Source organism: Rhodococcus sp. BH4 (assembly GCF_002079265.1).
Lineage (GTDB): Bacteria > Actinomycetota > Actinomycetes > Mycobacteriales > Mycobacteriaceae > Rhodococcus_F > Rhodococcus_F qingshengii.
The window spans coordinates 1,564,950-1,585,462 of the sequence record NZ_CP014941.1 but is presented as its reverse complement, the minus strand read 5'-3'; the positions used below and the strand labels follow the sequence as shown (position 1 = coordinate 1,585,462).

The 20,513-nt window shown below is 63.8% G+C and carries 22 protein-coding genes and 1 riboswitch; of the genes, 9 read left to right on the top strand and 13 right to left on the bottom strand.

From position 1 onward, the window contains the following. Window positions 1-105 precede the first annotated feature (105 nt). From A0W34_RS07415 to A0W34_RS07400, 4 genes are all read right to left on the bottom strand, one after another. On the bottom strand, window positions 106-1,230 hold the full coding sequence (locus tag A0W34_RS07415) for a glutamate--cysteine ligase (protein ID WP_003945034.1): 1,125 nt from the start codon (window positions 1,228-1,230) through the stop codon (window positions 106-108). Window positions 1,231-1,320: 90 nt separating this feature from the next. After that, window positions 1,321-2,022: a superoxide dismutase[Cu-Zn] gene (sodC, locus tag A0W34_RS07410; protein ID WP_007730117.1), complete on the bottom strand. Its 702-nt coding sequence runs from the start codon at window positions 2,020-2,022 to the stop codon at window positions 1,321-1,323. 95 nt (window positions 2,023-2,117) lie between these two features. Beyond that, window positions 2,118-2,708, bottom strand: a complete 591-nt coding sequence (locus A0W34_RS07405; RefSeq protein ID WP_054827817.1) for a LytR C-terminal domain-containing protein — start codon at window positions 2,706-2,708, stop codon at window positions 2,118-2,120. A gap of 53 nt (window positions 2,709-2,761) precedes the next feature. After that, window positions 2,762-3,112, bottom strand: coding sequence for a DUF3263 domain-containing protein (locus A0W34_RS07400; protein ID WP_007730120.1), 351 nt, complete (start codon window positions 3,110-3,112; stop codon window positions 2,762-2,764). 244 nt (window positions 3,113-3,356) lie between these two features. Between A0W34_RS07400 and A0W34_RS07395 the strand changes: the two genes are divergently transcribed. Genes A0W34_RS07395 through A0W34_RS07385 form a run of 3 tightly spaced genes read left to right on the top strand, consistent with a single transcriptional unit; the run spans window position 3,357 to window position 5,725 of the window. Beyond that, the gene (locus A0W34_RS07395) at window positions 3,357-3,956 is read left to right on the top strand and encodes a peptide deformylase (protein ID WP_003945053.1); all 600 of its coding nucleotides are present in this window, start codon (window positions 3,357-3,359) and stop codon (window positions 3,954-3,956) included. Window positions 3,957-3,966: 10 nt separating this feature from the next. Next, on the top strand, window positions 3,967-4,908 hold the full coding sequence (locus tag A0W34_RS07390) for an N-acetylglutamate synthase, CG3035 family (protein ID WP_218960382.1): 942 nt from the start codon (window positions 3,967-3,969) through the stop codon (window positions 4,906-4,908). Window positions 4,909-4,924: 16 nt separating this feature from the next. Beyond that, window positions 4,925-5,725, top strand: coding sequence for an exodeoxyribonuclease III (locus A0W34_RS07385; protein ID WP_042926198.1), 801 nt, complete (start codon window positions 4,925-4,927; stop codon window positions 5,723-5,725). Window positions 5,726-5,769: 44 nt separating this feature from the next. On the opposite strand, the gene A0W34_RS07380 is transcribed toward A0W34_RS07385, so the two are convergent. Then, window positions 5,770-6,120, bottom strand: a complete 351-nt coding sequence (locus A0W34_RS07380; RefSeq protein WP_042453439.1) for a GNAT family N-acetyltransferase — start codon at window positions 6,118-6,120, stop codon at window positions 5,770-5,772. 237 nt (window positions 6,121-6,357) lie between these two features. Between A0W34_RS07380 and thiD the strand changes: the two genes are divergently transcribed. Continuing rightward, window positions 6,358-7,200, top strand: coding sequence for a bifunctional hydroxymethylpyrimidine kinase/phosphomethylpyrimidine kinase (gene thiD / locus A0W34_RS07375; protein ID WP_003945044.1), 843 nt, complete (start codon window positions 6,358-6,360; stop codon window positions 7,198-7,200). Window positions 7,201-7,218: 18 nt separating this feature from the next. Here the strand turns inward: thiD and A0W34_RS07370 are convergent, their stop codons facing one another. The 7 genes from A0W34_RS07370 to thiO form a co-directional block, all read right to left on the bottom strand. Further along, a complete protein-coding gene (locus tag A0W34_RS07370) occupies window positions 7,219-8,070 on the bottom strand; it encodes an adenylate/guanylate cyclase domain-containing protein (protein ID WP_081557538.1) in 852 nt (283 codons plus the stop codon). A 113-nt stretch (window positions 8,071-8,183) separates the two neighbouring features. Then, entirely contained in the window at window positions 8,184-9,635 is a 1,452-nt protein-coding gene (locus tag A0W34_RS07365; protein ID WP_196305112.1) for a M20/M25/M40 family metallo-hydrolase, read from the bottom strand. Window positions 9,636-9,767: 132 nt separating this feature from the next. After that, the gene (locus A0W34_RS07360; protein WP_047268852.1) at window positions 9,768-10,538 is read right to left on the bottom strand and encodes an ABC transporter permease; all 771 of its coding nucleotides are present in this window, start codon (window positions 10,536-10,538) and stop codon (window positions 9,768-9,770) included. Next, the gene (locus tag A0W34_RS07355) at window positions 10,538-11,527 is read right to left on the bottom strand and encodes an ABC transporter ATP-binding protein (protein ID WP_058038516.1); all 990 of its coding nucleotides are present in this window, start codon (window positions 11,525-11,527) and stop codon (window positions 10,538-10,540) included. Before A0W34_RS07355 ends, A0W34_RS07360 begins: the two co-directional genes overlap by 1 nt. Window positions 11,528-11,656: 129 nt before the next feature. Beyond that, window positions 11,657-12,409 (bottom strand): thiazole synthase, encoded by a 753-nt coding sequence (locus A0W34_RS07350; RefSeq protein ID WP_007726857.1) that lies wholly within the window; start codon window positions 12,407-12,409, stop codon window positions 11,657-11,659. Further along, entirely contained in the window at window positions 12,402-12,617 is a 216-nt protein-coding gene (thiS, locus tag A0W34_RS07345; RefSeq protein WP_003944402.1) for a sulfur carrier protein ThiS, read from the bottom strand. Before thiS ends, A0W34_RS07350 begins: the two co-directional genes overlap by 8 nt. Continuing rightward, the gene (gene thiO / locus A0W34_RS07340; RefSeq protein WP_003944311.1) at window positions 12,614-13,693 is read right to left on the bottom strand and encodes a glycine oxidase ThiO; all 1,080 of its coding nucleotides are present in this window, start codon (window positions 13,691-13,693) and stop codon (window positions 12,614-12,616) included. The genes thiS and thiO overlap by 4 nt, the downstream gene beginning before the upstream one ends. Further along, window positions 13,693-13,839, bottom strand: a riboswitch (TPP riboswitch). It overlaps the preceding gene by 1 nt. Window positions 13,840-13,865: 26 nt before the next feature. Between thiO and thiE the strand changes: the two genes are divergently transcribed. Then, window positions 13,866-14,561 carry a thiamine phosphate synthase gene (thiE, locus tag A0W34_RS07335; protein ID WP_003944422.1) on the top strand — a complete coding sequence of 232 codons (696 nt, stop codon included), beginning with the start codon at window positions 13,866-13,868 and terminating at the stop codon, window positions 14,559-14,561. 248 nt (window positions 14,562-14,809) lie between these two features. Beyond that, complete coding sequence (locus A0W34_RS33640) at window positions 14,810-14,941, top strand: hypothetical protein (RefSeq protein WP_003944354.1); 132 nt, start codon at window positions 14,810-14,812, stop codon at window positions 14,939-14,941. 92 nt (window positions 14,942-15,033) lie between these two features. Here A0W34_RS33640 and A0W34_RS07330 read toward each other — a convergent pair whose 3' ends face one another. Then, window positions 15,034-15,633, bottom strand: coding sequence for an NUDIX hydrolase (locus tag A0W34_RS07330; RefSeq protein ID WP_042925897.1), 600 nt, complete (start codon window positions 15,631-15,633; stop codon window positions 15,034-15,036). 158 nt (window positions 15,634-15,791) lie between these two features. On the opposite strand from A0W34_RS07330, the gene A0W34_RS07325 reads away from it, so the two are divergent. Genes A0W34_RS07325 through A0W34_RS07315 form a run of 3 tightly spaced genes read left to right on the top strand, consistent with a single transcriptional unit; the run spans window position 15,792 to window position 20,489 of the window. After that, complete coding sequence (locus tag A0W34_RS07325; RefSeq protein ID WP_081557537.1) at window positions 15,792-17,153, top strand: hypothetical protein; 1,362 nt, start codon at window positions 15,792-15,794, stop codon at window positions 17,151-17,153. A gap of 14 nt (window positions 17,154-17,167) precedes the next feature. Continuing rightward, window positions 17,168-18,154, top strand: coding sequence for a glutamate ABC transporter substrate-binding protein (locus tag A0W34_RS07320; protein WP_063315129.1), 987 nt, complete (start codon window positions 17,168-17,170; stop codon window positions 18,152-18,154). A 7-nt stretch (window positions 18,155-18,161) separates the two neighbouring features. Beyond that, window positions 18,162-20,489, top strand: coding sequence for a serine/threonine-protein kinase (locus tag A0W34_RS07315; protein ID WP_058228018.1), 2,328 nt, complete (start codon window positions 18,162-18,164; stop codon window positions 20,487-20,489). The last annotated feature ends 24 nt before the right edge of the window (window positions 20,490-20,513 follow it).

Below are 20,513 nucleotides of genomic sequence, written 5' to 3'. Positions count from 1 at the left end.
GACAATAGTAAACGGCGTGTGAACTGAATATGGACACCCACTGGACAAACGGTTGGTATGCCCGGATTTCCAGTCCGCGAAACAGTCCTTCGCACTGTGAACCTGCTAGGTGCCCAACTCTGCGACCAAGGCGTCGACGACCGCAACCAGATCGCCGCCCGTCGCTTCCGCTACACGACGTTGCCGCTGGTAGGACGCGCCGCGACGGGGAATGTCCGCCACCGACGCCAACTCGTCCGCGCAGCCGAGCGAGACCGCGATCGGCGCCAAGTCGTCGAGTAGGCGATCCAGATCGTCAGTGACGAGGCACTCGTTTGCGTCGGAGTCGAGGATGATCTCGGCGTCCAGTCCGTATCTCGCTGCGCGCCACTTGTTTTCCTTGACGTGCCACGGCTGCATGTTCGGCAGAGTCTCACCGGCGCTCAGTCTGCGGTCCAGATCGACGATGAGGCAGTGGACCAGAGCAACGAGGGCACCCAGTTCGGCGCGCGTCGAGACGCCGTCGAAGACCCGGACCTCGATGGTTCCCCACTTCGGCGCGGGACGGATGTCCCAGTGCATGCCACCGATCTTGGTGATCACACCGGTCTTCATCTGGTCGTCGATGAACGACTCGTATTCGGCCCAGTTCTCGAACTGGTACGGAAGACCTGCGGTGGGGAGCTGCTGGAACATCAACGCTCGATTGGACGCATAGCCGGTGTCGACACCGGCCCACATCGGCGAGGATGCCGACAGCGCCAGCAAATGCGGATAGCGCTGCAGCAGTGCGTTGATGATGGGGAAAACGCGGTCCGCGGACGAGACACCCACGTGGACGTGCACGCCCCAGATCAGCATCTGCCGACCCCACCACTGCGTGCGTTCGATGAGCTCGTCGTAGTCGGGCGTCCGGGTGACCAACTGAGTCGACCATTGCGCGAACGGGTGCGTGCCCGCGCTGATGAGGTCGACGCCCAGCGGATTCGCAGCGCGACGCAGCAGATCCAGTGACCTGTCGAGATCACTCATCGCCTCGCCGACCGTCGAATGAATACCCGTGACGAGTTCGACGGTATTTCGCAGTAGTTCCTTGGTGATGTGCGGGGTTTCGGAGCCGGCAAGCTCTTCGACCGCCGAAAACACCTCGGCTGCTGTGTTGGAGAGATCTCTGGTCTTGCGATCGACCAGCGCGATCTCCCACTCCACGCCCAGCGTCGGGCGCGGCGAACCTGGAAATGGAACTACCACGCAGAGAATCCAATCACAGTGTCGGTAAAAACACCGTGCTGGCTACTGCGTGGTAGTCGCCGGAAGTGATGCAAAACTCAGGTGAGTTTGTCAGCTCTTGGTGATGACACCGCAAGCAACGCGTCCGCCTGCGTCACCGGTGTCGAGGGTCTGCTGATCCGGTGCCGGCGCGTAACGCGTCGGGATGTTGCCGAAGTTGTCCGCTCCGGCGTGGATCATGACGGATGTTCCACCGTTTGCGACCAGTTCGTCGACGGTGAATGCATCGGTCGTGGTGACCAGTGTGGCGGTGCCGTCTTCGAGGACCTGAACCGAAGTGAGGTCGCCGCTCGCCGGGTGGCCCGTGTGACCCTCGGCCTGGAAGTGTCCGCCTGCCGAGAGGAAGTTACCCGGCTCTCCGCCGCTGGGGGCAACGGAATTGGTCTCGCACTTGGCGACCTGGTGGACGTGGAATCCGTGGAAGCCGGGGGTGAGGCCCTTGGCGTCGAGGGTGACCTTGACGTCGCTACCTTCCTGCGCGAACGTGACCGTTCCGACCTTGGCGCCGTCGGTGCCGTTCAGCGTTGCGGTGACCGTTTCGGCAGAAGCGCCGGCGTGAGCCGTCTCGGAACCGTGGCCGCCCGCGCTTTCGTGCGCGCTGGGATCGGCTGCACCGGTCCACACCGGAGGAGTCGTGCCGGGGACGCTGCTGGGCTCTTCGCTGTTACTGCAAGCGGTCAAGCCGAAAGCGGCAATCGCGACTACAGGGGCAACGACGCGCCAGGACATACGCCGGGTGCTGCTGGGGGCCATCGAACCGCTCCTTTGAGGTGGCGAGAAAGTGCTTCTGATCATAACGGCGCGTGTAGTAGCTGGAACCGACGGGTCAGTTCCACCTTCACGACCGGTCAGTTGGAGGTCACGATCACGATCACGCCAGGTGACGCGTTCGCGATGCCGGCGAATCGAGGCTCTGCGGAGACTCCGAGTTCAGCCGCGATCTTCTGCGCCGCTGCCTTCTCCGCCGCGGACGATCCGTAATACACCGTCGTCGTACTGACGGTGCCCTCGCTGTAGTTACCCGTCTCCTCGACGTTCCAACCTGCTGCCGTCAATTCCTCGGCGGTGCCTGCTGCCAGACCGGAGACGGTGCTGTTGTTGAGAACTCGAACGCTGACATTCGACGTGTCGGCGCCGCTCGCGGAGCTGGAAGTCGTGGTCGTCGCAGTTCCCGAGGGACGCGACGTAGTGGTGGTATCGCCCGAAGCGGGTTGCGTCGTCGCTGCAGGCTTGGTGGTGGCAGGCGCGGGGGCGCTCGTCGTGGCAGACGCCGAGGATTCGGTCTGCTGTGCTGCGGTGTTCTCGTCGCCCGATCCACCGTCGCTCGATCCACCCAGTGAGGCTGCTCCGAGACCGATGAACACGATCGCCAACGCGATCAACACCATGGCGATTGCGCGAAGCGGAGGTCCGGACGGCTGCTCTTTCGGGGTACTCACGATGTCGACCTTATCGCCAGTGCGTGGACAGCCCGATCATATGTACGCGTGATTCAGGTGACCTCGAAGCCGAGGCGGCGGGCGGCCCTGGCCTTCTGACGGCTGGCACGCAGACGACGCAGGCGCTTGACCAGCATGGGATCAGCCGCCAAGGATTCGGGGCGATCGACCAAGGCGTTGAGAACCTGGTAGTAGCGGGTTGCCGACATGTCGAACAACTCCTTGATGGCTTCTTCCTTCGCACCGGCGTACTTCCACCACTGACGCTCGAAGGAGAGGATGTCGTGCTCCCGGCGGGTGAGGCCGTCTTCGCCGACCTCGTGCATGCCTGCTGTATCTACTACCGAATCGTCGGCGCCAGTGCCTTCGGACTGGTTCCGACTACGCGCGGTTGCGCCGTCCATGTCACTCCTCGACTGCTGTGCTCGGCGTCAGCGAGACTCGTATGCCCGGTGTTCTTTTTCCGACCGAATTCTCGCGGCCGTGAGTTTCCCGGTCCCCTGGCCCGAAGGTAACTCACAATTTCCCCCGCGGCCCACGTTCCGACCGAGCAACGAATTACATCGCTGTTCTTCAGCAACCATTGAACCATGATCGAGTGTGCGGGCCGTGATAACTACGCGGGCGCGCCGCACTATCCTTGTCCGCATGGCTATCCTCCCCATCCGAATCGTCGGCGACCCGGTACTGCACAAGGCGACAGAGCCGGTCACTCAGTCCCCGGCCGAGATCGCCGAACTGATCGCAGACATGTACGAGACGATGGACGCTGCCAACGGCGTCGGTCTGGCGGCCAATCAGGTCGGTGTTCCACTGCGAGTCTTCGTCTACGACTGCCCCGGTGACGACCGCAGCAGCGAGCGTCGACGCGGCGTCGTCGTGAACCCGGTACTCGAGACGTCCGAAATCCCCCAGACGATGCCCGACCCGGACGAAGACTTCGAGGGTTGCCTGTCCGTTCCCGGCGAGCAGTTCCCGACGGGTCGCGCCGATTGGGCGAAGGTCACCGGCACCGACGCCGACGGCAACCCGATCGAGGTCGAGGGCACCGGATTCTTCGCACGGATGCTCCAGCACGAGACCGGGCATCTCGACGGTTTCCTCTACACGGACGTACTGATCGGCCGCAACGCGCGCGCTGCCAAGAAGATCATCAAGCGTTCCGGTTGGGGCAAGCCCGGTCTGACCTGGACGCCGGGGACCGTCGACGATCCGTTCGGTCACGACGACGACGATTACGAAGACTGAGAATTCTGCTCTGAACGGCAACATTTCGATCGGTAGCCGGGTGGTTTTGCGATACAAGCTCCCACCCGGCTATTCGCATCCCATGACCGACGTCATCGGCATCCTCGAGGGCGCCGATCCCATCGCCGTTCGCGCCGGCGACGGTCGGCTGGTCCAGGTCTCCGCCGATCAGGTGATCGCGCTCAAGAGTCTCTCGGCCCGCCCGATTCGCATCGGCGAGATTCGAAACCTCGAAACGGCTGCTGCGGCGGCGTGGCCGGGGGTCGAGCAGGCGTGGATCGACGGTTGGTTGCTGCGCGCCGGTCACGGTGTCACCGGTCGCGCCAATTCGGCTTTGCCGCTCGGTGGTGCGGGGGCGGTTGCCGGCTTCGACGCGAGCACCATCGAGCGGATACGCCAGTGGTTCGGTGACCGCGGACTGCCGACCCTGCTGCTCCTCCCCGATCGACTCGGCACCGCTCCGGACGGGTGGAGCAGCGAGAAGGAAACCATCGTGATGGCCGCCGATCTGGGCAATGTCACGCTGCCGCTCGGTCCTCCGGTCACCTCGTTCGCCGACCGCCCCGACCACAACTGGCTGTCGATGTACGACACCCACGGCGATCCGGCGTACGTCGAGGCGGTCCTCACGGCTGTCGTGGGCACTGCAACTTTCGGCGCGATCGGAAACACCGACACGACGCTTGCCATCGGGCGCGCTGCGCTCACCGAGGCACCCGACCACAAACGCTGGGTAGGACTGACCGGCATTCACGTCGCCCCTGAACACCGTCGTCACGGAATCGGGTCGCTGATCTGCGGAGATCTACTCTCCTGGGGTCGTGAGAACGGTGCGACGCACGCGTACCTCCAGGTTTCGGCGGACAACTTCGCGGCGATCGCGCTCTACGAGCAGCTCGGATTCGTCGAACACCACCGCTACCGATACGCCACCGATCCTGTCGGCGGCTGACGCTAGGCTTGCCCTCGTGCGCATCGCTACCTGGAACGTCAACTCCGTCCGTGCCCGTACCGACAGGATCATCGACTGGCTCGGTCGATCCGACGTCGACGTCCTGGCAATGCAGGAAACCAAGTGCAAGGACGAGCAGTTTCCGTACGAACGCTTCAAGGAAATCGGCTACGAGGTCGCCCACGTCGGGTTGAGCCAGTGGAACGGTGTCGCCATCGCTTCCCGCGTCGGCTTGGACGACGTGCAGATCGGATTCGAGGATCAGCCCGGATTCGACAAGGATCCCGAGGCAGACCCGGTCCGCGAGGCACGTGCGATCGGTGCCACCTGCGGCGGTGTGCGGGTGTGGAGCCTGTACGTCCCCAACGGCCGTGAGCTGGAAGACCCGCATTACGCCTACAAGCTGGATTGGCTGGCCAAGCTGCGCGACGACGCGGAGGGCTGGCTCAAGCAGGATCCCGACGCGCAGATCGCCCTGGTCGGCGACTGGAACGTCGCTCCCACGGACGACGACGTGTGGGATCCCGCTTTCTTCGAGGGCAAGACCCACACGTCGCAGCCGGAACGAGCTGCGTTCACCGCCTTCACCGAGTCCGGGTTCGCGGACGTAGTTCGCCCGTACACACCCGGTCCCGGCGTGTACACGTACTGGGATTACACGCAGCTTCGCTTCCCGAAGAAGCAGGGTATGCGAATCGACTTCATCCTCGGCTCACCGGCATTCGCAGCACGCGTCGAGGCGGCCGAGATCGATCGAAACGAGCGAAAAGGCAAGGGCGCCAGCGATCACGCTCCGGTGATCGTGAATCTCGGGTGATCGTGAATCTCGGAGCCTGATCGTCTGTTTGCACCCTCGGGCTTCTAGTCCTCGACGAGCAGTTCCAGATACTCGGGATGCTCGCCGAGGTACCGCTGAACATAGGTACACACGGGCCGTACCGACCAATCACGTTCACGGGCGCAGTCCATTGCGAACTGCACGAGTACGGCTGCCAGTCCCTGCCCGCCGTACTCCTCTTTGACGACGGTATGCATGTACGCAACCACGTCGCCCGCTTCGGCTCCGCTCCCCGAAATCTCGTCTTCGTCGCGGTATCCGAGGATGCCGACCAACTCGTCGTCGGAGAGCAGTTCGAATCGTTCGTGCGACGGATTGTCCACGAGCGTGACTTCCGGTGAGGTTCCGGTTTTCGAATTTTCGATGTCGTTCATTGCGGCGACCTCCACGGCACGATGTGCACCTGCGCGATCGGCGACAGCTGCGTTCGCACGCTCTCCATAACTGTGATCCATGCCACTCATAGAATCAGCTACCGACGACGCTGTCCCGGGTTCGACCAATTTTTGCACCGGGAACGACCGGATCGCAATCGCAGTTCGCGCCGTCGTTCCCGCGAGAGGTGGGACCGAGCTGCCGTTTCCCCAGGTCCGATCGGTAGGCTCGTCGTCGTGAAGCTGCTGCCCCTGACCCCCGCCGGACAGACCCCGATTCGGGCATTGACCATCGCCGGAACCGACTCCGGTGGCGGAGCCGGCATTCAAGCCGATTCCCGCACGATGGCGATGTGCGGAGTGCACGCCTGCGTGGCCGTCGCCGCAGTGACGGTCCAGAATTCGGTGGGAGTCAGCGGATTCCACGAGATTCCGCCGGAGATCGTCGCCGACCAGGTGCGCGTCGTGGTCTCGGACATCGGCGTCGGTGCGGCGAAGACGGGAATGCTCGCGTCGACGACGATCATCGAAGCGGTGGCCGCGGTTGCCGCCGAGGTTGGGATCGGCCGCGACCGTCCGATTCCGCTCGTGGTCGACCCGGTGTGCGCGTCGATGCACGGCGATCCGCTGTTGCACGAAGAAGCTCTCGACGCGGTCCGCAACACCTTGATTCCGGCAGCCACGGTGGTCACTCCGAACCTCGACGAGGTTCGGTTGATCACCGGTATCGAGGTCGTCGACGACAAGAGCGCCCGCCAAGCGGCAGAAGCGCTGCATGCGCTCGGCGCTCAATGGTCCATCGTCAAGGGTGGCCACCTTCGTACTTCGGAGTTGTCCACCGACCTGTTGTTCGACGGCGACCGTTTCCTCGAATTCAGCAGTGCCCGGATCGACACCGGCAACGATCACGGCGGCGGAGACACGCTGGCTGCTGCGATCACTTGCGCTCTCGCACACGGCTATTCCGTTCCGGACGCGGTGGCGTTCGGCAAAGAGTGGGTGACCAAGTGCCTCGAGGCGTCGTACGACCTCGGCGCGGGACACGGTCCGGTGTCCCCGCTCTGGCGGCTCCAGGTCTAGCGCTCGAGGTCCAGGGCGCTAGTTCCGGCGTACGCGCCAGATTCCCAGGTCGACGGGAACCCCGTTGGGCGTCGTGGCGAAAAACCCTCGCCGCCATGGCCGGATCGTGAGATCGAGATCCTCCAGGGTGCCGGCTTCGAGTTCCTCGAGAGTTGTCGCCGACATCATGACGTTGCCGTCGCCGCCCAAGCCCATCATCCGGGCGGCGATGGTCACGTCGACGCCGAGCCAGTCGTCACCGATCTGACGCGGGGTACCCGTGTGTAGGCCGACGCGCATGCGTGGGGTGTATCCGTCGAGATCGACTTCCGCGAGCGCGTCCTGCGCGGTGAACACCGCCTTCAAGGCCGCATCCGGGCGAATGAACACTGCCATCAGACCGTCGCCCATCCGTTTGACGACGTGTCCGCCGTTGTCGGTGATCGGAGTTTCCACGGCCTGCGCCACCGCACGCAGAAGGGTCAGCGTCGCGCCGTCACCGGCTGCGAGCGACCAGGTGGAGAAGCCCACCAGATCGGTGAAGACGATGGTCAGTTCTTGATCGCCACGTCCGCGGCCCATCTTTTCCAGCGCTGCCTGCCACACCTGCAGTGCTCCGAGGCTCACTTCGCGAGTGGCTGCCGGCTTCTGATCGAGCAATCTGTCAGCGACGCGCGCCACGGCGCGGGCACCGCCGGGGCCGGCGAGCGAGAGCGGATCCCCAAACCCTGGATCACCGGGTAGTGCCCGCCTGAGGCGTCGTAGCGCGTCGATGAGCTGCTGCCGACGGTTAAGTTCTGCCGCAGAGTTCAAGACGACGTCGAAGACGCCTCGAACCGAGGAGGAAGAAGCACCTGCCGTGTCGGTGTTCTCCGGGGACAGATCAGCCATAACTCAAGCGTAACTCAGAGTTACAGACAGTGTGCTGCCGCCGTTCTCGCACAGTGGCCTCCTGGTCGCTCGCGCAGTCGATCATTCGGTCAGTCGATCATTCGGTCAGTCGATCATTCGGTTCTGGCCTGTGTCCGGGCATCGCCGACGGGAACTCCGTTCGGCCCGCTCAAATCCTGGGCATACGTCGCAACTCCGAAGGCTACTGCAGAAGCGTTGGCAGCGAGCGCTTCGCGATCGATGTTCGCGAGGTTGTCCTGGGCACTGTGGTAGTTCGGGTCGAAGGTCTCCTCCGCTTCTCCGCCCCACTTCTCGGCCTGTGCCGGCGTCTTGCGCTCGTCCGCGCCGCTGAACACGCCACCCGCCGGGATCCCGATCTCGATGAACGGGCCGTAGTCGGAGCGCCCGTCGAAGTCCGTTCCGTCCGCCGCAATCCCTCGCCCGGCGAGAAAATCGACGAAGGTGCGCTCGATGCCCGCCGACCCCTCGGGCCCGGGCCCCTCCCCGACGGCATCCGAGTTGTCGCCGTCGTAAGCCAGGTATCCGGCGTTGGGCGAACCGAGCATGTCGAAATTCAGGTACAGGGCGATGTCGGCCCGTTCCTGATCGCTCAGACCCTCGACGTAGCGGGTGGAGCCGACCAATCCCACTTCTTCCGCTCCCCAGAAAGCGAAACGCACGGCATTCTCGATGCTTGGTGCGCTTCCCATCTGCAGCGCGGTTTCCAGCACGGCTGCGGTGCCGCTTCCGTTGTCGTTGATTCCGGGACCTTCCGGCACACTGTCCAGGTGGGCGCCCACGACAACCACGTTGTCGGTCGCGCCGGTCTTGGTCTGTGCAATCACGTTGCGCGACTTCGTCGTTTCCGTCGACGTGTCGAGAATCAGCGTGAGGTCTCCGGGCGCTGCGGCAAGAGCCTCGCCCGACGCCTTACTCACCCCGCCGGTCGGAATGCGGGCGTCTTCGGGTTCACCCAAGGTAGCCCCGCCCAGCATTGCGTCCTCGTTGTTGGCAACCAGCAACGCCGCCGCGCCGCGATCAGCGGCGATCTTCTGCTTGTCGCCGAACGGGCACACTCCACGGGTGACCAGCACGATGGCACCGTTCACGTCGCGGCCGTCGTAGTCGGTGGCCTCGCAACCGGGGGTCTCGTCGGCGGGAATCGCCACCAGACGCGCCGTGATTCCGGTCGGTCCCGTGGAGGTGGAATATGTCAGCGCCCGCACCGGAACATCGGAGCCGTCAGCGGCTTTCAGGGATTCGGTGCCGGGATCGAAGGAGCTGAAGTCGAATTCCGGGGTGCTGACCTCGAAACCCTTGTCTTCGAGCAGGTTTGCCACGTAGTCGACACTGGCGTCGTAGCCGGGGGTACCGGCCGATCGATTGCCCTCGTTGTTGGCGGCGATCTTCTCGAGTTGCTCCAGATGCCCGGTCACGGCGTCGACCGTGACGGTCTCGGAGAATGCAACCGGGTCTGTCGGGACGGCCGCTTCACTTCCCGACGCGCATCCACTCACCACGAGTGCTCCAGCCATTGCGACCACAACCACACCGAAGAGTCTCATCTTCGGAGGATATCGGCCGGAGCACAGGAAAGGGACCCAGTACGAATGGTTTTTCGTACTGGGTCCCTACTCTGCTGTCACTCCTTGTTCTCGGTAGGTCTCCCGACAACACCTACCGAGGGAGCGACAAGATCAGGCGTCGCGACGATTCACGATGACGATACTTGCTCCGAAAATCACCAGAACGAAGGCCGCGAAGTAAATCAGGCTGCCCCAGGGTCCCCAGTGGAAGTCGACGCCACCGCTGCTCGCACTGAGGAAGTGGTTTGCATTCGCGAACGGCAGGAACGGAGTGATCTTCTCGCCGAAGCTGCCGAACAGTCCGAACAGGCTCTCGATGAGCAGCGGCCAGAGCAGGAGCAACGCAATAGCGCCGGCCGACTGGCGAATGATCGATCCGACGCCGACAGCGAGAATCACGCACAGGAAGGCGTAGATCGGGATGCCGTAGATCGCACGCCAGTCACTGCCGCTCGACAGAGTCAATCCGGCACTCGCCTCGGTACCGGCGATGGCCTTGGCCATGGCGTACGCGCCGAAGGCGAGAACAAATGTCAGTACAGCACCGAAAGCACCGATGAGGCCGGCTTTGGCGATCAGAACCGAGGCACGGTTCGGAACGGCCTGGAAGGTGGTGCGGATGGTCCCGAAGCGGTACTCACTGGTGACCGCGAGGGCCGCCATGATCATGAGAACCATGATTCCGAAACCCGAGATGCCGGCCGTGGCAACGGCGGTGTCGAGGTCCGGTGCTCCCTGGACGTCGGAGGACGTCAGAGCCGACTTGGCAACCGCGCCCATGATGGCCGCGAAGCCGAGCGCGAGCACGACGATGATGACCGAGCACCACAGCGGCGACTTGGTCGTGGTGATCTTGATACGTTCAGCACTGAGAACAGCCATTACAGTGCACCTCCCATAGCCTGCTGCGTGTTTGCCTGCTGTGTATTTGCGTGGTGTGCACCGACACCCGGATCGATACCGGATGCGTGGTACTGGACATCGTCCCCGGTCAACTTCATGAACGCATCCTCGAGCGACCCCTGCTGAGAAGCCAACTCGTACAACACGATTCCCTGCGAACCAGCTAAACCACCGATCACATCGGTGGTCGAATCCACGACCACCAATGCCGGGGCAACGCCGGAACCGTCTTCACGCACCGTCAGCCCCTGCGAGAGCAACACACTGCGCAACGCATCGAGCTGTGGGCTGCGCACGCGCACCGTCGACTCCGACGAACGATCCACGAACTCCGCGACCGTCGAATCCGAAATCAACCGACCCCGACCGATCACCACCAACTGCTCCGCCGTGAGCGCCATCTCCGACAGGAGGTGACTCGACACCAACACCGTGCGGCCCTCGGCCGCCAACCGCTGCATGAACTTACGAATCCAGACGATGCCCTCCGGATCGAGACCGTTGACCGGCTCGTCGAACAACAACACCTTCGGATCCCCCAACAACGCACCCGCCAACCCCAGACGCTGCGACATACCGAGCGAGAACCCGCCGGCCTTCTTGCCCGCCACCTCGGACAACCCGACCAACCCGAGCACCTCGTCGACGCGGGACTTCGGGATCCCGTTCGAAGCAGCCATCCACTGCAGATGTGCACGCGCACTGCGATTGGGGTGCACCCACTTCGCATCCAGCAACGCGCCGACAGTCCGCAACGGCGTCTTGAGCTCGCGGTACGGCTTGCCCTCGATCAACGCCGCACCCGACGTCGGCTGATCCAGACCCAGGATCATCCGCATCGTCGTCGACTTACCTGCACCGTTCGGGCCCAGGAAGCCCGTCACGATGCCCGGCTTGACCGTGAACGACAAATCGTCCACCGCTTTCGTCGGTCCGTAAACCTTGGTCAATCCCCTCAGTTCAATCATGAGGAGAACTTTGCCCTACCGGCAATGACCAGCACATCGGCCACAGGTCTAGTTCCGAGTGGTACTCAGGTAGGACACGAAGCCGGACAATCTGGGCATAACCCTGAGAAAACACCCGGAAATGGTCCGTCAGGACGATGCTTGGGCCCAGAACCGCTTGGGAATCCGGCCGGCGTGACGCGCTTCGAAACCTGCTACCACTGCGTGCCGCATCGCCGACGCCATCAACGCGGGATTCTTGGCCCGCGTCACCGCTGTCGCAAGTAGGACGGCGTCGCAGCCCAACTCCATGGCAAGGGTGGCGTCGCTGGCCGTTCCGATTCCGGCGTCGAGGATGACGGGCACGCCGGCGCGCTCGACGATCATCTCGATATTGTGCGGATTCGCGATACCCAGCCCTGTCCCGATGGGTGAACCGAGCGGCATGACTGCCGCGCAGCCGACCTCTTCGAGGCGAAGCGCCAGCACCGGATCGTCCGTCGTGTACGGCAGGACGGTGAATCCGTCGTCCACCAATTGTTCTGCGGCGGAGACGAGTTCGATTGCGTCGGGCAGCAGAGTCCGCTCGTCGGCGATGACTTCGAGTTTGACCCAGTTCGTCTCGAGCGCTTCGCGTGCCAACTGCGCCGTCAGGACCGCTTCGGCGGCGCCCCGACACCCGGCGGTGTTCGGCAACGGTTCGATTCCGAGGCGACGAAGCAGGTCCAGAACGCCGGTGCCGCCGGCCGCGTCGACTCGCCGCATCGCGACGGTGGTCAGTTCGGTACCGGAGGCGACAAGCGCTTCCTCGAGGACCGCAAGGTTGGCGGCGCCGCCTGTCCCCGTGATGAGCCGGGAACCGAAACTGCGGCCCGCGATAGTGAGAAGGTCCTGCTCAGCCACCCTGCACCGCCGTGAGGATCTCGATTTCCCAACCACGTCCGACGGATTCGTCCCAACGCCCGCGAGGAAAGAGCGCACCGTCGACGGCGACGGCGATGCCTTTGCTCGGCAACTCGAGGTGCGTCAGAAGTTCGGTCACCGTGACTGCTCGATCGAACTCGAGATCTTCGCCGTTGACGGTGATCCCGATCGGGACCTGCTCACTCATGAATTTTCCTTAGCTACTGCGAACCGCTCGGGTTCGGTTCCTTTTACCTCGACCAAAGATGTGCCGTTCAGCAACGCGACCGTCGCATCGGCGGTGACGGGCGTCAGCAGGACTCCGTTGCGGCCGTGCCCGGTGGAGACGACAACACGATCGGACACGCGCCCGATCAACGGCAGGTTGTCCGGCGTCATGGGACGCAGACCTGCCGCGCACTCGTACAGTTCGTATTCGCCGATCGCCGGCATCAGTGCCTCGGCGTCGTTGATCAGGTCCCGTACTCCGGCCATCGTGACCTGTGTGTCCTCACCAGACTCGTATTGTGTTGCGCCGACGACGATTCCGTCACCGCGCGGGACGAGGTAGGCGGGCCGCCCGTGGACGCTTCCGCGGATGGTGCGGCTGGGCGCCGGGGTGACTCCAGGCCTACTGCGCAAGCGAAGGATTTCGCCCTTGACCGGGCGTACCGGTAGCCCGGGCCACAGCTTGGGTGACGCGATACCGGCGGTGAGCACTATCTGATCGGTATCGAGTTCGGCGAGGTCGTCGACGGCCCGCGCGATCAATTCGACGCCGGATTCCGCACAGGCCTTCTGCAACGCCGCCAGCAGAAGTCTGTTGTCGACGGCGGACTCACCAACAGCCATCAACCCCGACCGGATGCCCCGGCCCAGCATCGGTTCGAGTTCACGGATGCGCGCGCGACCGAGAACTTCGAGTTCGTGCCCCTGCGAGCTCACCCACTCGGCGATGGTCTGCAGGTCCTGCGCGTCGGCAGCGTCGAGTGCAACCGTCAGCGAGCTGTCCGCGGTGAAGACCGATTGCCCGAATTTTCCGAGCTCCTCACCGAACGTCGGCCACCGTTCCAGGGACGCTGCACCGATTGTCAACGCGGTTTCTTCACCCGGCCAGCCTTCGGAAAGCGGGGCAAGCATTCCGCCCGCCACCCACGAAGCACCTGATCCAATGGACGGGTCGTACAACCGAACGGCCCACCCGTCGCGGGCTGCTCGCCACGCGATAGCGAGACCGATGACACCGCCGCCGACAACCGACACCGTACGAGCGTGTGTACTCACGAAACTCCACCTCCACTTCCTGCGCCGGCATGATCCGGGTCAGGTCTGACGGTCGGGATCTGGTCGCGATCCCCTCTCAGCCCTACGAACCTCGCAGTCACGACAAAAAGTGACGACGACGTTTCAGGACTCCCGTGTCGAACCTTGCTCCCTAGAGGCTACCGTTTGCTCCGTGCACCCCACACATCCCAGTAACGACATCGACCGGCGCGAGCGCCTGGCAGCAGCACGGCTGTACCTGTGCACCGACGCGCGCCGCGAGAAAGGCGACCTCGCGCAGTTCGCCGAGGCAGCATTGTCCGGCGGAGTCGACATCATCCAATTGCGTGACAAAGGCTCTGCCGGTGAGCGCGAGTTCGGCCCGCTCGAGGCCAAGGACGAACTGGTGGCGCTGGGCATTCTCGCGACCGCAGCGCGACGCCACGGCGCATTGTTGGCCGTCAACGATCGCGCGGATCTCGCGATGGCTTCCGGCGCCGACATCCTCCACCTCGGCCAGAACGACATTCCCGTCCCCTACGCGCGAACCGTTGTCGGTGAAGACGTAGTCATCGGCCGTTCGACGAGCAGTCGCGCGCAGGCGAGTCTGGCCGCCATCGAAGAGGGCGTCGACTACTTCTGTACCGGGCCGGTCTGGGCGACACCGACCAAACCGAATCGAAGTGCGTCCGGTTTGGAACTGGTTCGATCGACCGCCGACGCCGCACCGCCGCGGCCCTGGTTTGCGATCGGCGGCATCGACGAGGAACGTCTGCCAGAGCTGCTCGATGCCGGCGCCACGCGCATCGTCGTCGTGCGTGCAATCACGCAAGCATCGGACCCCCAGGCGGCCGCGCAACGCCTCGCCGCAGCCGTCGCTGGGCGCTGAAAGCCGGTAACTGGCGTTCGTCAAGAGTTTGCCGGGCGATTTCCGCACAGTTACGGGTCAGCACGCCTGACTCGAATTGTGAACGGAAGTTGTCCGATCAGACAACAAACTCCCAGTTCCTAGGTGCGATTGGATGTCCGAAAAGTCGGATTAAGTGATCTTGCTCACAGTTGCTCCGATTGCGTGTCACATCCCATTCGGTTTGTTGTAGTTTACCTCCAGTTACTAACTGAACCTAGGAGCACTAAATGGGATCCCTCGACACCGGCTCGCTCAGCACCGAATCGCTCGAAGACCTGAACCTCGGCAAGATCAGCGAGCTGCTCAAGCTCGGTATCACCGCGGTCAGCTTCATCACGGCGCTGAACTCGCTCAGCTGAGCCTCGTTTCGGTCGACGACCGAAACACCGAAGGGCCGGACTCCCGCGGAGTCCGGCCCTTCTGCTGTGTATGAACTGTGAAGACTCGAGTGCTACGACTGCGTACTCGACGCCTCGGACAGGTTCTGGTCACTGCCTGACTGCTCACTGCCTTGGTGGGAACTACCCGACAACCATCCGAATCCGCCGTCCTCGAGCACGACGGTGTGCGGATCGCCGTCCACGGCCACAACAGGCTCGGTCCGGAGGTCGGGCCATGAGGAACCGAAGCCCGGATGCAGCGGCAGTGAGTCGACGTCGGCTTCGCGTACCCACCGCAACTCGGTGCTCTCACCATTGGCAACCGTCGACAGTGGATGCGCCGCGTCAGCCACGACGGTGGTGTAAGTCCACCCGCTCTCGGCGCGCATCGTCACTACTTCCCCGCGGACACGGACGGCGTCCTCGGCGATACCTGCTTCTTCGTGTGCTTCCCGGACGGCAGCGTGCGTCGTGCTCTCGTGTGAGTCCCGCGCTCCGCCGGGCAGTGCCCACGTTCCGCCCTGATGGCTCCACGCCGCACGATGCTGCAGCAAGACCATGGGTGATCCGTCCGAATCGGGGGCACGCAGAAGTAGTCCTGCGGCTCCGTGTTTACCCCAATGCCGAGTACCGTCCGATCCGATGGACCAACCGTCACCGTCACCACGCATCGACTACCTCGCTCCGCCCGCTCTCGCCGTTGTCCCACACTAACCGTTTCAATCTGCTCCAGGTGTAGGTGATGCTTATATGCTCGCGAAGATGCCCTGAATCATTTCTCGGCGGCATCATTTCTCGGTAGCCCGCCTACAGCGAAGTGAGGTGCTCGATGGTCGACCGTGTCGTCCCGTCCATCGAACCCCGGTCGCTGCCGCCCTCCGAGGCCACATCAGTGTCGGCGGAGGACGAGCAGGCACTTCTGCGGCGCGAACTGCAGGCCTTCATGTCCTCGACGCCTGGCCGGTTGACCGTCGTCGGACTGATCCTGATCGCGATCACTTTGATCGCCGGACTCCTCGCCACCGCAGCGATCGAGAACCGCCAGGCGAACCTCGACCTCCTCCTCGTCGAAACCGAGCCTCTCGCCAACTCGGCCCAGAATCTCTACAGTGCGTTGTCCTTGGCAGACGCCGCCGCGGCCACCGCCTTCATCTCCGGCGGCCTCGAACCCGCCGAAGTCCGCGACCGATACACGCAGTCGATCGGTGAGGCCTCTGCGGAGATCGTCCAGGCGTCGGCCGGTCTCGACTCGACCGATCTTGCCGGTCACAGCGCGTTGACCACCATCTCGACCGACCTCTCCGTCTACACCGGGCTGGTCGAAACTGCACGGGCGAACAATCGCGTCGGAAACCCGGTCGGGGCAGCATATTTGAGCGAGGCCTCGCAGTTGATGCAGACCTCGCTGCTGCCGATGGCCCAGCAACTGCACGCCTCGCAGGAGACGCTGGTCTCACAAGTGCAGCGCGATTTCGAGACTCCACCGTGGTGGCCGATCGTGGCGTTCGTCTTCGTGCTGTGCGCGCTGGTGGCGACACAGATATACTTCTCCCGCAAGAGTCGCCGACGCTTCAATCTCGGGTTGATCCTTGCCTCGCTGGCGGTCGCTGCAGCTCTGCTGTGGCTGCTCACGGTCGGACTGGTCTCCGCACTGGCCACCGGGCGCGCGCTCGACGCCGGGGCCGAGCCACTGCACGAACTGACCGAGGCACGAATCATGGCGCAGCAAGCACGCACCGTGGAAACCCTTACGCTGGCGAGGCGGGATTCGACCTCCGAGGACAACGTGACGTTCACCCGCAAGGTCGATGCTCTGCGGGACATCCTCGAGGGCCTGCAAAGCGACGAACGCGCCCGAGTGAACAGCGAAGTGCTGACCGCCGCACTCGACTCGCGCCAGCAGTGGGTGGCTGCGCACACGCGCATGTACGACCGTCTCGGAAACGGCGACTTCACGTCCGCCGCAGCCATCACCATCGGCGCCGGAGAACAGGATTCGGCCGCGGAGTACGGAAAGCTCGATCACGAACTCTGGCAGGGAATCGTGGATTCGCGCACGAATCTTCGGTCCGACGTCTCGTACGCCTCCCGGGTGTTGGCTGCCTCTGCACCGGGCATGTCTGTATTGGCAGTTCTCGGAGTTGCCGGAATCTTCATCGGATTCTGGCCTCGACTGCGGGAGTATCAGTGACGGGAGTACCGGTGATGCGGAGGAAGAGCCCGGCCGTATGTGTCGCGGTTCTGGCAGCGGCCATGCTGGTGCTCGCCGGTTGCGGTGCGGATCGAGCCGAAGACTTGGACAACGCAGGCGCCACGTCGTACACGGAACCGCCGCTGCCGGCCGAGGCCACCATCGCTCCCAGCCCGACACCGACGACTACCGCGTCGTGCACCAACCTCACCGCGAGCCTGCGGCCCACCCCCGCAGACGCATCTCCGCAGCCACCCACGCCGAGCCTCGACGCCATCCGCGCCCGCGGGCGGCTGATCGTGGGCCTGGACACCGGTTCCAACCTCATGAGCTTTCGCGATCCGGCCACCGGGCGCCTCGAGGGTTTCGACGTGGACATCGCCCGCGAAATCGCCCGAGATCTGCTCGGTGACCCGGAGAAGATCGAGTACCGAATCCTGACGTCGGACGATCGGATCGCCGCACTCCAGGAATCGATGGTCGACGTGGTCGTCAAGACCATGACCATCACGTGCGAGCGGCGCGAGAAGGTCGACTTCTCGACGCAGTACTTCTCCGCTGAACAACGAATTCAGGTCTTGCAGGGGTCATCCGTCCGCGGCATCGACGACCTCGCAGGCAAGCGGGTCTGCGCTGCCCGGGGAACGACCTCGGCCACTCGAATCCAGCAACTCCAACCCGAAGCCACCGTCGTCACCGTCCCGATGTGGTCCGACTGCCTCGTCGTCCTCCAGCAGGGGCAGGTGGACGCGATCAGCACCGACGACACGATCCTCGCGGGCCTCGCCTCGCAAGACCCGTATCTGATGATGGTCGGTGGCTCACTGGGCGTCGAACCATACGGAATCGGAGTGAACAAGGACAACCCCGACTTGGTCCGATTCGTCAACGGAACCCTGGATCGGATCCGCGGGGACGGGACCTGGAACCGTATCTACGACCGCTGGCTCAGCGTCCTCGGTCCTTCGCCCGGTCCCCCGCCGGCCGTCTACCGGGATTGAGGCTGACATGACCGAAGAAACCGGCCCCGAGCCCGACGCCACGCAGGCTTCCATGCGTCCCGAACCCGAAGCCACCGGCGCCTACGAGCGGCCCGAGCCCGAAGCCACCGGCGCCTACGAGCGTCTCGAGCCGACTTCGGCGCAGATACGGGGTACCACGCCCTCCGCATCCTCCTCCCCGACCGGCCGCTCCACTCGATCCCGCCGCAGCCGGTCGGGACGAAAGCTGCGTCTCGGCGGCGGCCTGGTCGAGGTTCCCCCCGTCCCGCAGATCGACCCCGCATCTGCGGTGATGAGTGACCCGACCGTCCCCGAGCGGAAACGGTTCTGTTGGAAATGCAACGAACCAGTCGGTCGTAAGAGCGCAAGCACCAAGGCAACTCAGCACGGCACCTGCCCCAAGTGCGGTTCCACTTTCGACTTCCGCCCACTCCTCGAAGAGGGCGAATTGGTGTCCGGTCAATACGAGGTTCAAGGGCCCATCGCGCACGGCGGCCTGGGATGGATCTACCTCGCGATCGATCGCAATGTCAGCGACAGGTGGGTAGTTCTCAAGGGGCTCTTGCATTTCGGTGATTCCGAAGCGCAAGCCGTTGCGGTGGCCGAGCGTCAGTTCCTCGCCGAGGTCGCCAACCCCAGCATCGTCAAGATCTTCAACTTCGTCGAGCATCCGCGCCCGGACGGCACACCCATGGGGTACATCGTCATGGAGTACGTGGGTGGGCGATCATTGCGAGAGGTGCTGGCCGAATTCCCGGACGGCAAGCACATGCCGATCGAGCAGGCAATCGGCTACGTACTGGAAATCCTTCCGGCGCTGAGCTATCTGCATTCCACCGGCCTGGCCTACAACGACCTCAAACCCGAGAACGTGATGGTCACCGAGGATCAGTTGAAGCTGATCGATCTCGGCGCCGTGTCCGGAATCGAAGACTACGGATACCTGTACGGTACCGCCGGCTATCAAGCACCCGAGATCATCGAGACCGGTCCGACCATCGCCTCCGACATCTTTACCGTCGGAAGAACACTCGCGGTTCTCACCCTCGACATGCCTTCGAAGCACGGACGGTACCTCGACGGCCTTCCCGAACCCGAGGACGAGCCACTACTGCGCGACCACGAGTTCTTCCACCGTCTACTGCTACGCGCCACCGACCCGGATCCGAAGAAGCGATTCCAGTCCGCCGAGGAAATCGCGGGACAACTCACCGGCGTTCTGCGAGAAATCCTCGCCGAGCAAACCGGGCAGGAGAATCCCGGACTCTCGCTCGTGTTCAGCAGGCAGCGAACGTCTTTCGGCACCGATGAATTGGTCGGGCAAACCGATGTGTACGTGGACGGTGTCAGCCACGACGCCGCTCTCGATCCGCGCGAAGTTGCGCACGCACTTCCCATTCCGTTGGTCGACCCCACCGATCCCAGCGCGCCGTTGCTGGCGGCAGCGGTGCACAGCGAACCGTCGCAGACCCTCGATGCGTTGAAACACGCCCGCGAGAACGGAATCGACCGAACATCGGGCACACCGGCGGCCGCCGTCTCGGGCGAAGTTCGACTGGCCGAGGCCAAAGCTCATCTCGATCTCGGTGATCCGGAAACCGCACTGACAGTTCTGGGCGAACTCCAGCAGAACATCGGGGACCACTGGAAGATCGAGTGGTATCGAGGACTTGCGGCGTTACAACTGGACCGATTCGAGCCCGCTTTCAGTCACTTCGAGACAGTTCTCACCGCACTGCCCGGCGAGGCTGCACCAAAGCTGGCGTTGGCAGCGACGGCAGAACTGATTCTCCAGCACTGGGAGAGCGACGACCCGGACCAATGGTGCCGCTTCTCCGAGAAGTACTACCGCACCGTCTGGCGGACCGAACGAAACTACGTGAGCGCAGCATTCGGGCTCGCCCGACAACTCGCCGATCACGGCAACAAGAAGGCAGCCATCGCCGCCCTCGACGAAGTACCCACGTCTTCCCGGCACTACAACGTCGCACGGATGTCCAGCGCTCTGACGATGCTGTCCGGCGTTCCGATCGCCGAACTCGACGAATCGACTCTGCGGGAAGCCGCCCGTCGTGTTCGGGCGCTACCTGCTGAAGAGAGCCGAAGCCTGCAGATGCGAACCCTGGTGTTGGGCACGGCACTCGATTGGATTCGCTACGGCAATCGCTCGCACACCGAACTCGAACCCATCCTCGACCTGCCCTTCACCGAGCAAGGTCTGCGCACCGGAGCCGAAGCCTGCCTTCGCGCCCTCGCTCGCGCCACGACCTCCCGCACGCACCGCTACGCCCTCGTGGACCGGGCGAATGCGGTGCGTCCGCGCAGCAATTTCTGACGGACGCCCCGAGGTTTACAGTGC

Coding starts and splice junctions, on each gene's coding strand:
- A0W34_RS33640 (WP_003944354.1), top strand. CDS start 14,810: ATGGGATCCCTCGACACCGGCTCGCTCAGCACCGAATCGCTCGAAGAC.
- A0W34_RS07380 (WP_042453439.1), bottom strand. CDS start 6,120: ATGAACGACATCGAAAATTCGAAAACCGGAACCTCACCGGAAGTCACG.
- A0W34_RS07325 (WP_081557537.1), top strand. CDS start 15,792: ATGGTCGACCGTGTCGTCCCGTCCATCGAACCCCGGTCGCTGCCGCCC.
- A0W34_RS07360 (WP_047268852.1), bottom strand. CDS start 10,538: ATGGCTGTTCTCAGTGCTGAACGTATCAAGATCACCACGACCAAGTCG.
- A0W34_RS07320 (WP_063315129.1), top strand. CDS start 17,168: ATGCGGAGGAAGAGCCCGGCCGTATGTGTCGCGGTTCTGGCAGCGGCC.
- A0W34_RS07365 (WP_196305112.1), bottom strand. CDS start 9,635: ATGAGACTCTTCGGTGTGGTTGTGGTCGCAATGGCTGGAGCACTCGTG.
- A0W34_RS07395 (WP_003945053.1), top strand. CDS start 3,357: ATGGCTATCCTCCCCATCCGAATCGTCGGCGACCCGGTACTGCACAAG.
- thiS (WP_003944402.1), bottom strand. CDS start 12,617: ATGAGTGAGCAGGTCCCGATCGGGATCACCGTCAACGGCGAAGATCTC.
- A0W34_RS07355 (WP_058038516.1), bottom strand. CDS start 11,527: ATGATTGAACTGAGGGGATTGACCAAGGTTTACGGACCGACGAAAGCG.
- A0W34_RS07370 (WP_081557538.1), bottom strand. CDS start 8,070: ATGGCTGATCTGTCCCCGGAGAACACCGACACGGCAGGTGCTTCTTCC.
- A0W34_RS07400 (WP_007730120.1), bottom strand. CDS start 3,112: ATGGACGGCGCAACCGCGCGTAGTCGGAACCAGTCCGAAGGCACTGGC.
- A0W34_RS07330 (WP_042925897.1), bottom strand. CDS start 15,633: ATGCGTGGTGACGGTGACGGTTGGTCCATCGGATCGGACGGTACTCGG.
- sodC (WP_007730117.1), bottom strand. CDS start 2,022: ATGGCCCCCAGCAGCACCCGGCGTATGTCCTGGCGCGTCGTTGCCCCT.
- A0W34_RS07315 (WP_058228018.1), top strand. CDS start 18,162: ATGACCGAAGAAACCGGCCCCGAGCCCGACGCCACGCAGGCTTCCATG.